Source organism: Mycobacterium mantenii, from assembly GCF_001667865.1.
Lineage (GTDB): Bacteria > Actinomycetota > Actinomycetes > Mycobacteriales > Mycobacteriaceae > Mycobacterium > Mycobacterium mantenii_A.
Genome location: NZ_LZJP01000043.1, coordinates 13,766 through 30,611, shown reverse-complemented (window position 1 = coordinate 30,611; position 16,846 = coordinate 13,766). Strand labels below are relative to the sequence as shown.

The 16,846-nt window shown below is 68.9% G+C and carries 15 protein-coding genes; 7 read left to right on the top strand and 8 right to left on the bottom strand.

Annotated features, from left to right (window positions below; all coding sequences use genetic code 11):
- Positions 1-100: 100 nt before the first annotated feature.
- Both A5688_RS07390 and A5688_RS28305 read right to left on the bottom strand, forming a co-directional pair.
- Positions 101-1,267 (bottom strand): PPE family protein, encoded by a 1,167-nt coding sequence (locus A5688_RS07390; RefSeq protein ID WP_067913852.1) that lies wholly within the window; start codon positions 1,265-1,267, stop codon positions 101-103.
- Positions 1,268-1,299: 32 nt separating this feature from the next.
- Complete coding sequence (locus tag A5688_RS28305; protein ID WP_067913850.1) at positions 1,300-2,106, bottom strand: PPE family protein, SVP subgroup; 807 nt, start codon at positions 2,104-2,106, stop codon at positions 1,300-1,302.
- Positions 2,107-2,389: 283 nt separating this feature from the next.
- On the opposite strand from A5688_RS28305, the gene dapD reads away from it, so the two are divergent.
- Complete coding sequence (gene dapD, locus A5688_RS07380) at positions 2,390-3,346, top strand: 2,3,4,5-tetrahydropyridine-2,6-dicarboxylate N-succinyltransferase (RefSeq protein ID WP_120312126.1); 957 nt, start codon at positions 2,390-2,392, stop codon at positions 3,344-3,346.
- Between the two features lie 10 nt (positions 3,347-3,356).
- Here the strand turns inward: dapD and A5688_RS07375 are convergent, their stop codons facing one another.
- From A5688_RS07375 to A5688_RS07360, 4 genes are all read right to left on the bottom strand, one after another.
- Positions 3,357-4,652 (bottom strand): MFS transporter, encoded by a 1,296-nt coding sequence (locus A5688_RS07375; RefSeq protein WP_067913861.1) that lies wholly within the window; start codon positions 4,650-4,652, stop codon positions 3,357-3,359.
- 197 nt (positions 4,653-4,849) lie between these two features.
- Positions 4,850-6,265: an acyl-CoA synthetase gene (locus A5688_RS07370; RefSeq protein WP_067913847.1), complete on the bottom strand. Its 1,416-nt coding sequence runs from the start codon at positions 6,263-6,265 to the stop codon at positions 4,850-4,852.
- A 29-nt stretch (positions 6,266-6,294) separates the two neighbouring features.
- Positions 6,295-7,203 (bottom strand): alpha/beta fold hydrolase, encoded by a 909-nt coding sequence (locus A5688_RS07365; RefSeq protein WP_067835778.1) that lies wholly within the window; start codon positions 7,201-7,203, stop codon positions 6,295-6,297.
- An 89-nt stretch (positions 7,204-7,292) separates the two neighbouring features.
- Positions 7,293-8,762 (bottom strand): aldehyde dehydrogenase family protein, encoded by a 1,470-nt coding sequence (locus tag A5688_RS07360; protein ID WP_067913844.1) that lies wholly within the window; start codon positions 8,760-8,762, stop codon positions 7,293-7,295.
- Positions 8,763-8,978: 216 nt separating this feature from the next.
- On the opposite strand from A5688_RS07360, the gene A5688_RS07355 reads away from it, so the two are divergent.
- From A5688_RS07355 to A5688_RS07335, 5 genes are all read left to right on the top strand, one after another.
- The gene (locus A5688_RS07355) at positions 8,979-9,524 is read left to right on the top strand and encodes an FAS1-like dehydratase domain-containing protein (protein ID WP_067835775.1); all 546 of its coding nucleotides are present in this window, start codon (positions 8,979-8,981) and stop codon (positions 9,522-9,524) included.
- A complete protein-coding gene (locus tag A5688_RS07350; protein ID WP_067835773.1) occupies positions 9,524-9,934 on the top strand; it encodes a Zn-ribbon domain-containing OB-fold protein in 411 nt (136 codons plus the stop codon). Before A5688_RS07355 ends, A5688_RS07350 begins: the two co-directional genes overlap by 1 nt.
- Positions 9,935-10,054: 120 nt before the next feature.
- Positions 10,055-10,510: a MaoC family dehydratase gene (locus tag A5688_RS07345; protein ID WP_067913841.1), complete on the top strand. Its 456-nt coding sequence runs from the start codon at positions 10,055-10,057 to the stop codon at positions 10,508-10,510.
- Positions 10,507-11,676: a lipid-transfer protein gene (locus A5688_RS07340; RefSeq protein ID WP_067913838.1), complete on the top strand. Its 1,170-nt coding sequence runs from the start codon at positions 10,507-10,509 to the stop codon at positions 11,674-11,676. The genes A5688_RS07345 and A5688_RS07340 overlap by 4 nt, the downstream gene beginning before the upstream one ends.
- 104 nt (positions 11,677-11,780) lie before the next feature.
- The gene (locus A5688_RS07335) at positions 11,781-12,392 is read left to right on the top strand and encodes a TetR/AcrR family transcriptional regulator (RefSeq protein WP_067835759.1); all 612 of its coding nucleotides are present in this window, start codon (positions 11,781-11,783) and stop codon (positions 12,390-12,392) included.
- Positions 12,393-12,531: 139 nt separating this feature from the next.
- On the opposite strand, the gene A5688_RS07330 is transcribed toward A5688_RS07335, so the two are convergent.
- Both A5688_RS07330 and pruA read right to left on the bottom strand, forming a co-directional pair.
- Positions 12,532-13,491: a proline dehydrogenase family protein gene (locus A5688_RS07330; RefSeq protein ID WP_067913835.1), complete on the bottom strand. Its 960-nt coding sequence runs from the start codon at positions 13,489-13,491 to the stop codon at positions 12,532-12,534.
- Positions 13,491-15,122, bottom strand: a complete 1,632-nt coding sequence (pruA, locus tag A5688_RS07325; protein WP_067913832.1) for an L-glutamate gamma-semialdehyde dehydrogenase — start codon at positions 15,120-15,122, stop codon at positions 13,491-13,493. Before pruA ends, A5688_RS07330 begins: the two co-directional genes overlap by 1 nt.
- An 83-nt stretch (positions 15,123-15,205) precedes the next feature.
- On the opposite strand from pruA, the gene A5688_RS07320 reads away from it, so the two are divergent.
- A complete protein-coding gene (locus tag A5688_RS07320) occupies positions 15,206-16,801 on the top strand; it encodes a PucR family transcriptional regulator (protein ID WP_067913829.1) in 1,596 nt (531 codons plus the stop codon).
- Positions 16,802-16,846 lie beyond the last annotated feature (45 nt).

Sequence of the window (16,846 nt, the reverse complement as noted above, 5' to 3'; positions counted from 1 at the left end):
GCGGCGGAGCCGGGCGCAGCGGATCGCCACCATCGGGTCCGTGGCGATCGCCAGCGCGGCGGAGCCGGGCGCAGCGGGTCGCCACCATCGGGGCGGTGGGCTAGACGAGCAACCGCGTGGGCATCACCTTGGGCTTGACGCCGTACCGCGGCCCCATGCCGTAGCCGTAGCCGCCACGTCCCGCCGAGGCGACCGCCGGCATGCCGGACGCCCACGTGGTGTGCGGGTCTTCGATCGGTGCGGTCCACCCGGTGCCCGCGACGGTCGCGGCCGGGACCCGTGGGGTGGCCGCCGACCACGCGGCCGGCGTTGACAACCCGCCGACCGGGGCCGCCGAACCAATGCTCGCCAAAACCGGTGCGGCACCGGCGCCCGCGGTGCTCACCGGCGCCGCCGCGCTCACCAGGGCGCCACCGCCGGCCGCGCCGCCCACACTGCCGGCCACGCTGCCGGACGCCGCCACGTCGAGGGTGTGGTTGTACAGGATGTTGGACACGATGGTGTTGAAGACGTTCCACGACACCACGTCGAAACCGGCGTTGCCGACGTTGGACACGACGGGGTCGCCGAGGACGCTGTCCAATGCGCTCCCCGCGGCGCCCGCGCCGGGCAATGCAGACGGCGCGGCCGCCGGCGCGGCGAACGACTGCACGGCGTTGGGCACGTTGGAGACGACCCCGCGGAGCCCGCTCGTCTGCGCCGCCGTGGCCGCCGTCTGCGCGCCCAGCCCCCCAGGGCTGTTGGTGGGTGCCGGTGAGGTCAACGGGCTTAGCCTGGCGGCGGCGGCCGACGACGCGGCATAGCCATACATCGCCGCGGCATCCTGGGCCCACATCTCGCCGTACTGCGCCTCGGTGGCCGCGATGGCCGCGGTGTTCTGGCCCAGCACGTTCGTCGCGACAAGGGAAGCGAGCTGGGCCCGGTTGGCCGCGACCAGCGGCGGCGGCACCGTCATCGCGAAGGCCGCCTCGTAGGCGGCCGCCGACGCCATGGCCTGTGCGGCGGCCTGTTGCAGCTGGGCGGCGGTGGTGTGCATCCACGTCATGTACGGCTCGGCGGCGGTGACCATCGCGGCCGAGGACGGGCCTATCCACTCCTCGCCGGTCAGATTCGAGATCGCCGACTGGCTGGCCGCGGCGGTGGTACTCAGTTCGTCGGCCAGGCTGCTGAACGCCGCCGCGGCGGCCATCATCGGTGCGGCTCCGGGGCCGGTGTACATGCGCAGGGAGTTGACCTCTGGCGGCAGTGCTCCAAAATCGAAAGTCATTGCGGGACTCCTATTCTCAGACTTGGTGGGTGCTAGACGGTCGGGGTGGGCATCACGACGGGTTTGACGCCGTAGCGGGGCGCGCCCAGGCCGTAGCCCCCGCGCCCGCTGGTGGCCATCGACGGCAGGCCACCCGGGATGGTGGTCATCGACGCGCTGTGGGGCGCGGCGCTGGTAAACCCCGCGACCGTCAGCGTCGCGGCGGTGGGATTCACTGCGGGCACACCGCTTGCCGCCCAACTGGGCGGCACCGACAGGGCACCGATCGACGGGCCTCGACCGACGCTCGCCAGCACCGGCGCCGCACCCACGCCCGCCGGGGTTGCCGGGGCGGACGCGGTCGCCGGCGCTGCCGCACCGACGTCTGACGTCAGGTTGGGGATCCCGGACGCGCCGGGGACGGGAGCGAATTGCCCCTCGCCCAAGGTGATGAAGTCCGAGGCGGCCGAGCCGACGTTCTGCCCCCACTCGATGGAGGTGCCGAGGGCAGCGTCCCCGGGCGGTGGGTCGGCGGCCGGTGCGGCGGCAGGCAGCGCTGGGGCCCTGGTGGTCACCTGGTTCGCGGCTTCGGTCGTTGCATACGACCCGGCGTTGCTGTTCAGGTTGTTCACCAAATTTTGGTGGATCGCCTTCGCCTGGGCGCTGACCTGCTGGTACCACGCGCCGTAGGCCGAGAACTGCGCGGCCTGCAGGGTGGACACTTCGTCGGCGGCCGCCGGGGCGATGCTCGTGGTGGCGGCCACGGCGGCGGCGTCCTGGGCGGCCATCGACGAGCCGAGCCCTTCGAGGGTGCTCGCCGCGGTCAGCAGCGCCTCGGGTCTGGTGGTGACAAAGGACATGTTCTTCTCCTCGGGCAATCAGGCGGCCACTGCGGACCGGCGATGAGGGGACCCGGGACAAGGTCAGAAGACGATCCCCCCGACCCCCGGAAGCTGCGTACCCGAATCGGTGAAATTCACGCCGTTGACCTGCTAGGACCGGCCGAGCCGGACGCCCACAATGCGCACCACGCGCCAAGCTGCACCGAATTGCCGTGTCCGCGTGGGTCTTTGACCGCCACGCGGCCGCCGATGCGCGCACCGCGGCAGGGCGCGCGGACCCGAACGCACCGCACGAAGTAACCTGACCGCCGTGACTGGAGCTGCAGGTATCGGGCTGGCAACGCTGGCCGCCGACGGATCGATCCTCGACACGTGGTTTCCCGCACCGGAACTGACCGAATCCGGCGGCACCAGCGCGACGTCGCGGCTGGCGCTGTCCGACGTTCCACCGGAACTGACCGCGCTGATCGGCCGGGACGACGACCGCGGCACCGAGACCGTCGCCGTGCGCACGGTCATCGGCTCGCTGGACGAGGTGGCCGCCGACGCCTACGACGCGTACCTGCGGTTGCACCTGCTCTCGCACCGACTGGTGGCGCCGCACGGGCTGAACGCCGGCGGCCTGTTCGGGGTATTGACCAATGTGGTCTGGACTAATCGCGGACCGTGCGCGGTCGAGGGCTTCGAGGCGGTCCGGGCGCGGCTGCGCCGGCACGGAACGGTGACGGTCTACGGCGTCGACAAGTTCCCGCGCATGGTCGACTACGTCCTGCCGACCGGGGTGCGCATCGCCGACGCCGACCGGGTGCGCCTCGGCGCCCACCTGGCCCCGGGCACGACGGTGATGCACGAAGGTTTCGTCAACTACAACGCCGGCACCCTGGGCGCGTCGATGGTGGAGGGACGCATCTCCGCCGGCGTGGTGGTGGACGACGGCTCCGACATCGGCGGCGGGGCCTCGATCATGGGCACGCTGTCCGGCGGTGGCACCGAGGTGATTTCGATCGGCAAGCGGTGTCTGCTCGGCGCCAACGCCGGCCTGGGCATCTCATTGGGCAACGACTGCGTCGTCGAAGCGGGCCTGTATGTCACCGCGGGCACCAAAGTCATTACGCCCGAAGGCAAAACGTTGAAGGCCCTCGAGCTGTCCGGCGGCAACAACCTGTTGTTCCGCCGCAATTCGGTGAGCGGGGCGGTGGAAGTGGTGGCCCGCGGCGGTCAGGGCATCGCCCTCAACGAGGACCTGCACGCCAACTGAAGGCAGGCACCTACAAGTCGGCGGGGACCCTCTCGGCGGCCGGGGCGGCGCCAAGCGTGGTCCCTCTGGTTTCGGGCAGCAGATAGACGGACACGAAGCTGGCCGCGACCAGGGTGGCCATCATCAGCCCGATCGCCCAGCTCCCGTAGGTCGCCAGCAACGTGCCCGCCAGCAGCGGCGGCACGGCGGCGCCGAGGATGCCGGCCAGGTTCATCGCCACCGCCGCGCCGCTGTAGCGGTAGCGGGTGGCGAACAGTTCGGGAACGAAGGCCCCCGTGGGGCCGTTGGCCACCGCCGCGCAGGCGAACATGCCGAGGACGGCGACCGCGTACATGACGGGGTCACCGGTGTCCATCAGCGGGATGACCACGAACGCCCACGGCAGACACGCGGCCAACCCGCACAGCATCACTCGCCGGCGCCCGACCCGATCGGACAGCCATGCTCCGAACGAGACGAACCCGATGCTCGTCAGCCCGGCCAAGGCGCCGACGCCCCAGATGAAGCTGCGTGAATAGCCCAGGTGCGAGTGGGCGTACATGACGAGGAAGGTGTTGCCCAGGTAGACGAACCCCATGCCGCCCAGGAAGCAGCCCGCGACGAGCACGATCTCGCGCCGCTGCAGCCGCACCAGCTCCGCCAGCGGCGCCTTGGGCACCAGATTGCGGGCCTTCTCCTCCACGAACAACGGCGTCTCATCGATGTTCAGCCGCACATAGAGGGCGATGCCGATCAGCCCGCTGCTGATCAGGAACGGCACCCGCCATCCCCATTCCATGAACGCGGGGCTGCTCTCGCCCATGGTGAGGCTGACCGCGAGGAACGTCAGGCTGGCCAGGATCCCCGCCGTGCCGCCGCCCAGCGAGGTGAACATGCCATACCAGCCGCGTTTACCGGCGGGCGCGTATTCCGCGCTGAGCAGGACGGACCCGGCCCATTCGCCGCCGACGGCGAACCCCTGCAGCAACCGCAGGACGATGAGGATCAAGGGCGCCGCGATCCCGATCGACGCCGTGGTGGGAACCAGGCCCACGCTGACGGTCGACGCGCCCATGATCAGCAGCGTGGCGACCAGCGTCTTTTTGCGGCCCAGCCGGTCCCCGAAATATCCGAAGACGGCCGCGCCCAACGGGCGAGACAGGAACGCCGTCGCGAACGTCGCCATCGAGGCGATGGTGGCCACGGTCGGGCCGAGGTGCGGAAAGAACACCGCGGGAAACACGAGTGCGGCCGCGGTCCCGTAGATCAGGAAGTCGTAGAACTCGATGGCCGAGCCCACCAGACAGGCCGCCGCGATCCGCCGCATGGGGGTACGCGCGTCGGGGGCAGCGGTGCCCAGGGACCGAGTGGCCTCACCCACGGGCGCCACTCACTATCCGGTTGCGTCGATACACGGTTACGACGGTAGGTGAAGCTGCGCGGCGACGCTCGGCGCCGAAGCTGGCAAATTGCTGCGTGTCTCGGTGCCGGGCCGACCGGACGCCCGCCCCGTTGAGTGGCCGCTCAGCCGTCGGTCAGCAACTGCTTCTTGAGCACCTTGCCCATCGCGTTGCGCGGCAGCGCGTCCACGATGCGCACCTCACGCGGCCGCTTGTGCACCGAAAGCTGTTGCGCGACATAGTCGATCAACTCGTCGCCGGCGGCCGATCCGACGACGAACGCGACGATGCGCTGACCCAGGTCCGCATCGGGCATCCCGACGACCGCCGCCTCTTGGACACCCTGGTGCCCGAGCAGCACCGTTTCGATCTCGCCCGCACCGACGCGGTAGCCGCCGGACTTGATCAGGTCGACCGACTCGCGCCCGACGATGCGGTGCATCCCGTCGCCGTCGATCACCGCGACATCACCGGTGCGATACCAGCCGTCGGCGTCGAACGCCTCGGCGGTGGCATCCGGCCGGTTCAGGTAGCCGTCGAACATCATCGGTCCCCGAACTTCGAGCTTTCCGACCGTCTCCCCGTCGTGCGGCACCAGTCCGCCGTCGTCGTCGAGCACCCGGGTCTGCACACCGCGCAGCGGCAGCCCCACCCACCCCGGGCGTCGCTCACCGTCGGCGCGGGTGGACAGCGTGATCAGCGATTCCGACGCGCCGTAGCGTTCGATGGGCTGATGTCCGGTGAGCCCGACCAGTCGGTCGAACACCGGAACCGGCAGCGGCGCGCTGCCGGAGACCAGCAGCCGCGCCGGGCGCAGCGCGCGGGCGGCCGTCTCGTCGGCCACCACCCGCGACCACACCGTGGGCACCCCGAAAAACAGCGTGCCGCCGTGGTCGGTCGCGGCCTGCGCGTAGCCCGCCGGCGTCGGCTTTCCGGTGTGGATGAAGCGATTCCCGATCCGCAGCGACCCGAGCAACCCCAGCACCAGCCCGTGCACGTGAAAGAGCGGCAGGCCATGCACCAAGACGTCGTCGGACGTCCATTGCCAGGCCTCCGCGAGCGCATCGAGGTCGGCGGCGATCGCCCGCCGGCTGAGCACTACCCCTTTGGGCAGCCCGGTGGTGCCCGAGGTGTAGATGATCATCGCGGTGGCGTCCGGCGACGGCTCGGCATAGCGATGCCAGGAGCGGGCGTGCAACCGCACCGGAATGTGCGGCAGCCCTTCCGGCTCGTCGGGCAGCGGCCCGAGCCAGGCTTGCACACCCGAATCGGTGAGCATGTGCCGGCGCTCGGCCGCGCCGACGTCGGCGGGCACGGGGACGAACGGGACTCCGGCGATCAGGCACCCGGTGACGGCCAGCACCGTCGCGGCGGTCGGTGCGGCCAGGATGGCGACGCGACCCGCGCCGCCCACCCGTTCGGCCACGGATGTGGCGGCGCCGACGAGGTCGCTGCGGCTGAACACGGTGCCGTCGATGCGCACCGCGTCATCGATATCGGTGTCGGTGAGGACCGAAGGATCAAGGGACGCCAGCAGCACGTCAGCAGGCTACCCGGCGGCTTTACCGGTCAGTCTTTCTCGTCCCAGATCTTCATCAGGGTGGCCAGGATCTCCTCACCGCGGCCCAGCCCGCCGAGGTGACTCTCGCCCGGCAGGACGAACAGCTCGGCGTCGGGCAACAGCTCCACGACGTGCTTGCCGTGGGCGAACGGGACGATGTGGTCGCTGTCGCCGTGCCACCAGCGGACCGGGACCTTGACCTCGTCGAGCCGGAATCCCCAGTCCTGGGTGAACAGGATGATGTCGTTGAAGGGAGCCGCCAGTTGCTTGCGGCTGCCGTTGAGCAGGTCGTCGAGGAACATGGCCCCGAACTCGGGCCGGGTGAGCAGGCGCCGGTCGCCCTCGGGCGACACCGCGGCGTACAAGAACAGCGCGGTGTTCGCGACCGGGCGGATCGACCGCACCAGCAGGCTCGCGCCGATCCGCAGCGGATCGCCGCCGAGCTTGAGCAGCGGCGCCGCCCGCTTGCCCAAATTCATCAGGCCGCTGGTAATCCCCTCGTCGCCGAGGAACGGCGCGACGCCGCCCAGGATGCCCGCGGCCACCACCCGGTCCGGCATCGCGGCGGCGGACGCGAGCGCGTACGGGCCGCCGCCGGACAGGCCGATGACGGCCATGTTGCCGACGCCGAGTATGTCCGCGATCGTGCGCAGGTCGTCGGCGAAGGCCCGGATGTTCGCGTACCGATGCGGCGACGACGAGCCGATCCCCGGGCGATCCAGGCCGATCAGGCGGATGCCGTGCTCCTTGGCATAGACGCGGGCTTCGGTGGGAATCTGCCGGCGCGCGCCGGGGGTGCCGTGCAGCCAGAAGACGGCCCGGCCCTGCGGGTCACCGAACTCCGCGAAGCCGATCTGGCGGTCTTCGCCGACGGCGACGTTTCCTTCAAGCTTGGGACGGGCGATCTCGATGGCCATGTCAGCAGCCTCGCATGTGACGTGCCGTTTACCAAAGACTCACGGCTCAGGCGTTGAGCACCCGCTCGCCGATGACCCGGCGGGTCCCGTCATGCGGGAACCCCGATGGCCATCGGCTCCATGTACTGGTGCAGCCCGCCGATTCCACCGCCCTCGCGACCGAACCCGCTCAGCTTGAAACCGCCGAAGGGCGCACCCCCGGCACCACACCCGTTGACCGCGATCTGACCGGTGCGGATGCGGCGCGCCACACCGACGGCGCGGTCCACATCGCTTCCCCACACGGCACCGGAGAGCCCGTACGGCGAGTTGTTCGCGATCGCGACCGCGTCGTCGTCGCTGGAGTAGCGCAGTACCGACAACACCGGTCCGAAGACCTCCTCCTGCGCGATAGTCGAATTCGGTTCGACCCCGGTGAGGACCGTCGGTTCGAAATAGAACCCGACATCCAAACCGGCGGGCCGCCCGCCGCCGACCACCAGCCTGGCTCCTTCATCGAGCGCCCCGGCGACGTGCGCCTCGACCCGCTCGCGCTGGGCAGCGCTGATCAGCGGGCCCATCTGCACCTCGGGGTCGGCCGGATCGCCCACCTTCAGATTCCGGGCCAGCTCGGCGAGGCGGTCGACGACGTCGTCGTGGAGGGAATCGGGCAGCAACAGCCGGCTGTGCAGGATGCAGGCCTGCCCGGCGTGCAGCGAGCAGCTGTCGAACAGCATCTGTTCGAGCATCGCATCTGTGATCTGCGCGTCGTCCAAGACGATGCTGGCCGATTTGCCGCCCAGTTCGAGCAGGATCCGCTTCATGGAGTCCGCCGCGGCGGACATGACCTGGCGACCGACGACCGAGCTACCGGTGAAGCTGACCATGTCGATCCGCGGATCGGTGGTCAGCAGCCGGGCCGCTTCGACGCCCGAGGGAGTTACGACGTTGACCACGCCAGGCGGAATGTCGGTGTATTCGTCGATGATTCGCGCGAGCGCCAGCCCGGCCAGCGGCGTCAGTGGCGAGGGCTTGAGAACGACGGTGTTGCCCGCCGCCAGCGCATGGTTGAGCTTCATGACGTTTAGAAGGTGCGGGAAGTTCCACGGCGTCAGGATTGATACGACGCCCAGAGGCACGTGCCGCAGCAACGTCGTGCCGGCTCCCAGCCCGGTGACCGCCTCGTCCGTCAATTGCACGGCGAGTTGTGCGGCGTGCATCGACAAGAAGCCGGCGCCGTCGATCTGCATCACTCGCTCGTTGGCCGTGCAACCCCACTCCACTTGCGACAGCGCGAAGAATTCGTCGGCGTGCTTCATCAGCGCCTCGCCGAGCTGGTTGAGGCAGTGCGCGCGGTCCTCGAGGCTCAACGCTGCCCATGACCCGCCGTCGAATGCGCGCCGCGCGGCGGCGATCGCCCCGCTGACCTGAGCGACGCTCGCGTCCGGTGCGGTGGCGATGGTCTGCTCGGTGACCGGCGAGACGTCGTCGTAGCGACCGTCTTCCGGATCGACCCATCGCCCGTCGATGTAAAGCCGGTAGGCGTCCACAAGCGTTTCCGGAGTAGTTAGCTCGGTCATCTGCGTTCCTCACGGACGTCGATCATCTAGGGACATAGTGTTCACCCGGCGGGCCGCGGGCGTCAATCACCGCCTTGATCAACGATTTCCGCAGGTTGCAGCTCCCGCAGGTCTGTTGACATCGGCGGCCGCGTCAGAGTAGACACAATCCGCGAGACAGATCGCACCAATCTGTCGGATAGGTGGTCTCGCCTCTAGTCAGGAGGACACACGTAAGTGACCGACTCAGACACCGTCAGCGCCAAGGTGAGGGCCCTCGTGGGCCAGCCCACCGGTGGCACCGGGAAGCCCTCGCTGGCACCGGACCCGGTGAACCAGCCGATGATCCGGCACTGGGCGTACGCGATGGCCGACATGAACCCCGTCTACATCGACCCGGAGTTTGCCGCGTCGTCGCGATTCGGCGGCATCGTGTCGCCACCGGTGATGCTGCAGACCTGGACGATGCCGTCGCCGAAGCTGGAGGGAATCGGCGAGCGGGGCGGGGCACCCATCGAGATCCACAGCAACCCAACAGCATTCCTCGATGAAGCCGGCTATACCAGCACGGTGGCGACGAATTCGGAGTTCGAAATCGAGCGGTACCCGAGGCTGGGCGACGTGATCAGCGCGACGACGGTCTACGAGTCGGTCTCCGACGAGAAGAAGACGGCGCTGGGCACCGGGTTCTTCCTGACATGGCTCACGACCTACACCGACCAGAACGACGAGGTGTTGGGGCGGCAGCGATTCCGAGTGCTGCGATTCAGGCCGGCAAACTGATGGCGGCCCGCCTGGCGCCGATGATCACCCCGGACACCGAATTCTTCTGGAATGGGTTGCGGGAGAACAAACTCCTGATCCAGCGCTGCGGTGGCTGTGGGCGGCTGCGTCATCCACCCCGCCCGATGTGCCCGCACTGCCGGTCGCTGCAGTGGGAGGCCATCGAGTCATCGGGCCGCGGCACCGTCTACAGCTACGTGATGCCGCACGAGCCGAAGTTCCCGTTCTTCGAGTACCCCTATGTCGTCGCGCTGGTGGAACTCGACGAAGGGGTGCGGCTGATCTCCAACGTGACCGGGATTGATCCGGCCGACGTGACGCCTGGAATGCCGGTCGAGGTCTACTACGAGACGTTCGACGGTTCGGGTTCAAAAGACCTGGTGCTGCATCAGTTCCGGCCGGCCCGGTAAGCGCATGGATTCGGCTGGACCGGCGCAGAAGTACTTTTGGGCCAAGCACCACGAGCTGACCCTCGGTCCGGCTTCGGCGCAGCTGACCCACCTTGGCGCAACCTATTCGGAAGGATCCGCATGACGACCACCTCTAGCCGGACCACGACCCTACGATGGCAAGACATCGCGGTCGGCGACGAGGTCACGCCGCTTGACATCCCGATCACCACGACGATGATCGTCGCCGGCGCGATCGCCACCCGGGACTTCATGCCGGTGCACCACGACCGCGACTACGCCAAGCAGCAGGGTTCGCCCAACTTGTTCATGAACATCTTGACCACCAACGGCTACTGCGTGCGCTTCCTCACCGACTGGGCGGGGCCCGAGGCGATGGTGAAGAAGCTGTCGATTCGCCTTGGCGTGCCGTGCTTTCCGGATGACCCGCTGCGATTCACCGGCACCGTCACCGGCAAGACCGAGGGCGCAGACGGCGAGAACTTCGTCGAGGTGACGTTCGCGGGCGCCAACAGCCTGGGCGACCATGTGTCCGGCACCGCAATCCTCAGCCTTCTCGACGGAGCGGGCGCGTGAGCAACTCGCTGCCCGGCGCCGCGGCCATCGTCGGGATCGGACAGACGGAGTTCTCCAAGGAATCCGGGCGCAGCGAGCTGCAATTGGCGTGCGAGGCGGTCAGCGCCGCACTCGACGACGCCGGGCTGGCGCCCAGCGACGTCGACGGCATGGTCACCTTCACCATGGATTCCAGCGACGAGATCGACATCGCCCGCAACGTGGGCATCGGCGACCTGAGCTTCTTCTCCCGCGTGCACCACGGCGGCGGCGCGGCCGCCGGCACCGTCGTGCACGCCGCAATGGCCGTCGCCACCGGCGTCGCCGACGTGGTGGTGTGCTGGCGCGCGTTCAACGAGCGATCCGGCTTCCGGTTCGGCGGCAGCGGGCGCAGCATGGCCGAAACACCGTTGTTCATGGCGCATTACGCGCCGTTCGGACTGCTCACTCCCGCGGCCTGGGTCGCGGTGCACGCCCAGCGCTACATGTCGACGTACGGCGTCACCAACGAGGACTTCGGCCGGATCGCGGTCGTTGACCGCAAGCACGCGGCGACCAACCCCGACGCCTGGTTCTACCAGCGCCCCATCACCCTGGAGGACCACCAGAATTCGCGCTGGATCGTCGAACCCGTGCTGCGCCTGCTGGACTGCTGCCAGGAGAGCGACGGCGGGGTTGCGCTGGTCATCACCAGCGCCGAACGCGCAGGCGACCTGCGGCAGCCGCCGGCCATCATCACCGCGGCCGCCCAGGGTGCCGCACACAACGGCGAGATGATGACCAGCTACTACCGCGATGACATCACCGGGCTGCCCGAGATGGGTGTGGTGGCCCGGCAGCTGTGGCGCGACTCGGGCCTCAAGCCGCAAGACATCCAAACCGCCTTCATCTACGACCATTTCACGCCTTTCGTGTTCACCCAGCTCGAGGAGCTCGGCTTCTGCGGGCGCGGCGAGGCCAAGGACTTCGCCACGGTCGAAAGGCTGTCGCTGGGTGGCGAATTCCCGATCAACACCAACGGCGGCCTGCTCGGCGAGGCCTACATCCATGGCATGAACGGCATCACCGAGGGGGTGCGCCAGGTGCGCGGCACCTCGCACAACCAGGTCGACAACGTCGAGCACGTCCTGGTCACGTCCGGAACCGGCGTGCCGACCAGTGGTCTGATACTCGCGCCGGCCGGCTGAGGGGTCCGTCATGCCGATGCTCGCGCTCCTGACGGCCCTCGGCGGCCCCATCGAGCCGACCGAATTCCGTTGTCCGGCCCCACGCCCGGAGGAACGTTGATCCCGTGACGACTCAGCCGACCCAGGTGACCGACACCCGCGAGCTCATCGTGGAGTCCGCGTTCGCGTGCTTCGGCAAGCAAGGACTGCAGAAGACGACGATCGTCGATATCGCCAGGCGGGCCGGCGTGTCGCGCAGCACCATCTACGAATACTTTTCCGACAAGGCCGAAATCGTCGAGGCGTGCGCCGAACACGCATCCGAGCGGTTCTACCGCGAGATGACCAAGGCGATGGACCGCGGCAGCACCCTGGAGGACAAGCTGTGCGCGGCAGCGGTCTTCGTCACCCAGGCGCGGCGGGCCATCGCGGCCGAGAAGTACTTCGACGAGGATGCGATCAGCCTGCTGCTGACCAAGGACGCCGCCGTGCTGCTGCGCGAATGTGTCGAGTTCTTCGCCCCCTACCTGTCGGCCGCCAGGCGCACCGGCGAGGTCCGCAAGGACCTCGACATCGAGGCCGCCGGTGAATGGTTCGCCCGCATCCTGTTCTCACTCTTCAGCACGCCGTCCTCGACGCTGGACATGGACGATCCTGACGTGGCGGCGGAATTCGTTCGCGCCCACGTGGTGCGCGGCTTCGCCAATGACCGCCCGCGCCCGCGGCGCGGTCAATGAGCGTGTCGAGTGTGAATCCTTTGCTTTCAGTGTGAATCCCGGGCGGCGATTATCGGCGTGTCGCCGCCCAGGGTTCACACTCAATGGCCCCGAATGTAGTGACGGCCCGCTGCGCCCGGCCTCGCCGCGCTTGCGACCGTCACGGCCGCGCCAGCGCCCGCAGAAAGAACGCCAGATTGGCCGGCCGTTCGGCGAGCCGCCGCATGAAGTAGCCGTACCACTGGGTGCCGAACGGCACGTACACCCGCAGCTGGTTGCCGGCCGCGGCGAGGCGTCGCTGCTCGTCATCACGAATGCCGTAGAGCATCTGGTGCTCGAATTGGCCGGTGCTGCGCCCCGATTCGCGCACCATCTCCGGCACAGCGCCGATGATCTCCGGGTCGTGGGACGCCACCATCGGGTAGCCGGAGCCGGCCATCAGCACTCGCAGGCAACCCAGGTAGGCGTCGATGACCTCGGCGGGATCGCGGTAGGCCAGCGCGGCGGGTTCGTCATACGCGCCCTTGCACAACCGGACCCGGGCGCCGGAGGCGGCGAATTCCTCGCAATCCTCCAGCGTGCGCCGCAGATAGGCCTGCAAAACCAGTCCGAGCCAGGGAAATTCGGTCCGCAGGTCGCGCACGATGCGCAGCGTCGAATCGGTGGTGGTGTGGTTCTCGGCATCCACGGTCACCCACACGCCGGCCCGCTGGGCGGCGTCGCAGATCGACCACGCGTTCTCCCGCGCGACCTTGTGCCCGTCGCGTTCCAGCGACTGTCCCAGCGCCGAGAGTTTGACGGAGACTTCCAGGGGCCGGACCAGGTCACCGGTCGCGCCGAGCCCACCCAGGCGCCCGATCAGATCGGAGTAGGTCCGCACCGCCGCGTCGGCGTCGTCGGCGCTCGTGACGTCCTCGCCCAGATAGTCGACGCTGACGAAGCGGCCTGAATCACGCAGACCGACAACGTTGTTCAGCACCGAGTCGATCGTGTCTCCGGGGACGAACCGGTGCACCACCTTGCGGGTGACCGACAGCCGTTCGGCGGTGCGGCGCAACCCGTCACGGCGGCTCGCCGCCAGGATCGCCGGGCGCAGGGTGGTGGCGAACAGTCCGGCCATCAGTCGGCGCCCATATGCGGATAGGTGTGGTCGGTCGCCGGGATGAAGGTCTCCTTGATGGTGCGAGCCGACGTCCAGCGCAACATGTTCAGCATCGATCCGGCCTTGTCGTTGGTGCCCGAGCCACGGGAGCCGCCGAACGGCTGGCGCCCGACGACCGCGCCGGTCGGCTTGTCGTTGACGTAGAAGTTGCCGGCCGCAAACCGCAGCCGGTCTTGGGCGGTCAGCACGGCCTCCCGGTCGTCGGCGATGACCGCGCCGGTCAGCGCGTACCGAGACCCGGTGTCGACGACGTCGAGCACCCGCTCGTAGTCGGCATCGGGGTATACGTGCACCGACAGCAGCGGGCCGAAGTATTCGGTCGCGAACGACTCGTCCGTCGGGTCGTCGGACAGCAGCACCGTGGGGCGCACGAAATACCCCTCGCTGTCGTCGTATTCGCCGCCGACCGCGATGGTGACGTGCGCCGCGCCCTTGGCCCGCTCGATGGCGTCGACGTTCTTGGTGAAGGCGCGCCGATCGATCAGCGCTCCCCCGTAATTCGTCAGGTCGGTGACATCGCCGTAACGCAGCGCGGCCGTCTTGCCCAGGAAATCGTCGCCCATGCGGCGCCACACCGACTGCGCGATGAATGCCCGTGACACCGCCGAGCATTTCTGGCCCTGATAGTCGAACGCGCCGCGGATCAGCGCCGTGCACAACACTTCCGGGCGCGCTGAGGAATGCGCGACGACGAAGTCTTTGCCGCCGGTCTCGCCGACGAGGCGCGGATAGCTGTGGTAGCGGCCGATATTGGCGCCGACTTGCTGCCACAGATGCTGGAAGGTGGCGGTCGACCCGGTGAAGTGGATGCCGGCGAGCCGCGGATCGGCCAGTGCCACGTCGGAAACGGCGAGGCCGTCGCCGGTGACCAGGTTGATCACCCCGGGCGGCAGCCCCGCCGCCTCGAGCAGTTGCATGGTCAGGTACGCCGACAACGTCTGGGTGACCGATGGCTTCCACACCACCGTGTTCCCCATCAGCGCCGGCGCGGTCGGCAGATTGCCGGCGATGGAGGTGAAGTTGAACGGCGTGATCGCGTACACGAAGCCGTCCAGCGGGCGATATTCGCTGCGATTCCACTCGCCGGGTCCGCTGATCGGCTGCTGCGCCAGGATCTGTCGCGCGAACGCCACGTTGAATCGCCAGAAGTCGATCTGCTCGCACGGCGAGTCGATCTCGGCCTGATAAACCGACTTGGATTGGCCGAGCATCGTCGCGGCGGCGATTTTCTCCCGCCACGGCCCGGCCAGCAGGTCGGCGGCGCGCAGGAACACCGCGGCCCGCTCATCGAACGGCATTGCCGCCCAGACGCTTTTCGCGGCCATCGCGGCGTCGATCGCGGCCGTCGCGTCGGCGCGCCCGGCGTTGGTCAGGGTGCCCAGCTTCGCGGCGTGCCGGTGCGGCTGGACGACGTCGACACGCTCGCCCTCGCCCATCCGGTGCGCACCGCCGATGACATGCGGGAGGTCGATCGGATGCGCGGCCAGCGCGGCCAGCTCGGCGACGAGACGGGCGCGTTCCGGGGAGTGCGGGGCATAGTCGTGGACCGGCTCGTTGGCCGGCATCGGGACCTGGGTTATCGCGTCCATGCTGCAAGGATCCTCGCGGCGGTCCCGCAGAGAATTAGCCGATCGGACAAGACGGGGTGGGATTGGTAGTAAAATCGGACAACATGGCCGGGGTCGGGCTGGGGCAGCTGCTGCTCGCGCTGGACGCGACGCTGGTGAGCCTGGTCGACGCGCCCCGCGGCCTGGACCTGCCGGTGGGGTCGGCGGCCCTGATCGACTCCGACGACGTGCGGCTCGGGCTGGCGGCCGCGGCGGGTAACGCCGACGTCTTTTTCCTGCTGGGGATCGCCGACGACGAGGCGTTGCGGTGGATGGATAAGCAGGCGCGCGAACGTGTGCCGGTGGCCGTCTTCGTCAAAGGACCGTCGAACGCCTTGGTGGCCAAGGCCGTTGCGGGCGGATCGGCGGTGGTGGCCGTCGATCCCCGGGCCCGCTGGGAGCGGCTCTATCAACTGGTCAACCACGTCCTGGAGCATCACGGGGACCGCGCGGACGCAACCGACGACTCGGGCACCGACCTGTTCGGCTTGGCGCAGTCGCTCGCCGACCGCATCCACGGCATGGTCAGCATCGAAAACGCGCAATCGCACGTCCTGGCCTATTCGGCCTCCAACGACGAAGCCGACGAACTGCGCCGCCTTTCCATCCTGGGCAGGGCGGGACCGCCCGAGCATCTCGAGTGGATCGGCCAGTGGGGCATCTTCGATGCGCTGCGTTCGGGCACCGAGGTGGTCCGCGTCGCCGAGCGACCCGAGTTGGGCCTGCGTCCGCGACTGGCCATCGGGATCTACCGGCCCGGGCCCGATGCGCGGCGACCGCCGGTGTTCGCCGGAACCATCTGGGTGCAGCAAGGCTCGCAACCGCTGGCCGACGACGCCGAGGAGATGTTGCGCGGCGCCGCCGTGCTCGCCGCCCGCATCATGTCGCGCCTGGCGGCCCGGCCATCCACCCACGCCCGGCGCGTACAGCAGCTCCTCGGCCTCGGTGACGCGGAAGTCGTTGCGCGCGTCGACGTGGCCGCCGTCGCCCGGGAACTCGGTCTCGCGGCCGACGGCGACGCGGCCCTGATCGGTTGGGACGCGGCCGACGGTTCACCTCGTCACGCCCGGCTCGCCGATGTTATTGCCTTGAGCGCCAGCGCTTTTCGTCACGACGCCCAGGTCGCCTCGGTCGGCTCGCGAACGTATGTTCTCCTTTCTCAGACCCACAATCGGTCGGTCACCTCGTGGGTGCGCGGCACCATCGGCGCCATGCGCGCCGAACTCGGGGTGCAGCTGCGGGCGGCCATCGCCGCGCCGGTGGCGGGCCTTGCCGGGGTGGCCGCCGCGCGCCTCGAGGTGGACCGCGTGCTGGACACCGCTGAGCGGCACCCGATTTCGTTCGGTCAGGTGACGTCGCTGGCTGAAGCCCGTACCGCCGTCCTGCTCGACGAAATTGTGACCCTGGTCGGTGGCGACGAACGCTTGATCGATCCGCGGATCGTGGCGCTGCGCAACGACGATCCGGTGCTGGCCGAGACGTTGCGGACCTATCTGGATGCCTTCGGCGACATCGCCGCCGCCGCCCGATCGCTGCGCGTGCATCCGAATACGGTCCGCTACCGGGTGCGCCGGATCGAGAAATTATTGTCGACGTCGCTGGCCGATCCCGAGGTGCGGCTGCTGTTTTCGCTGGGATTGCGGGTACTGGAAAGTCATTGACGCGCTCCCGCCCGCCGGCTTGCCGGTCGCCGTGCGCGAAACTCC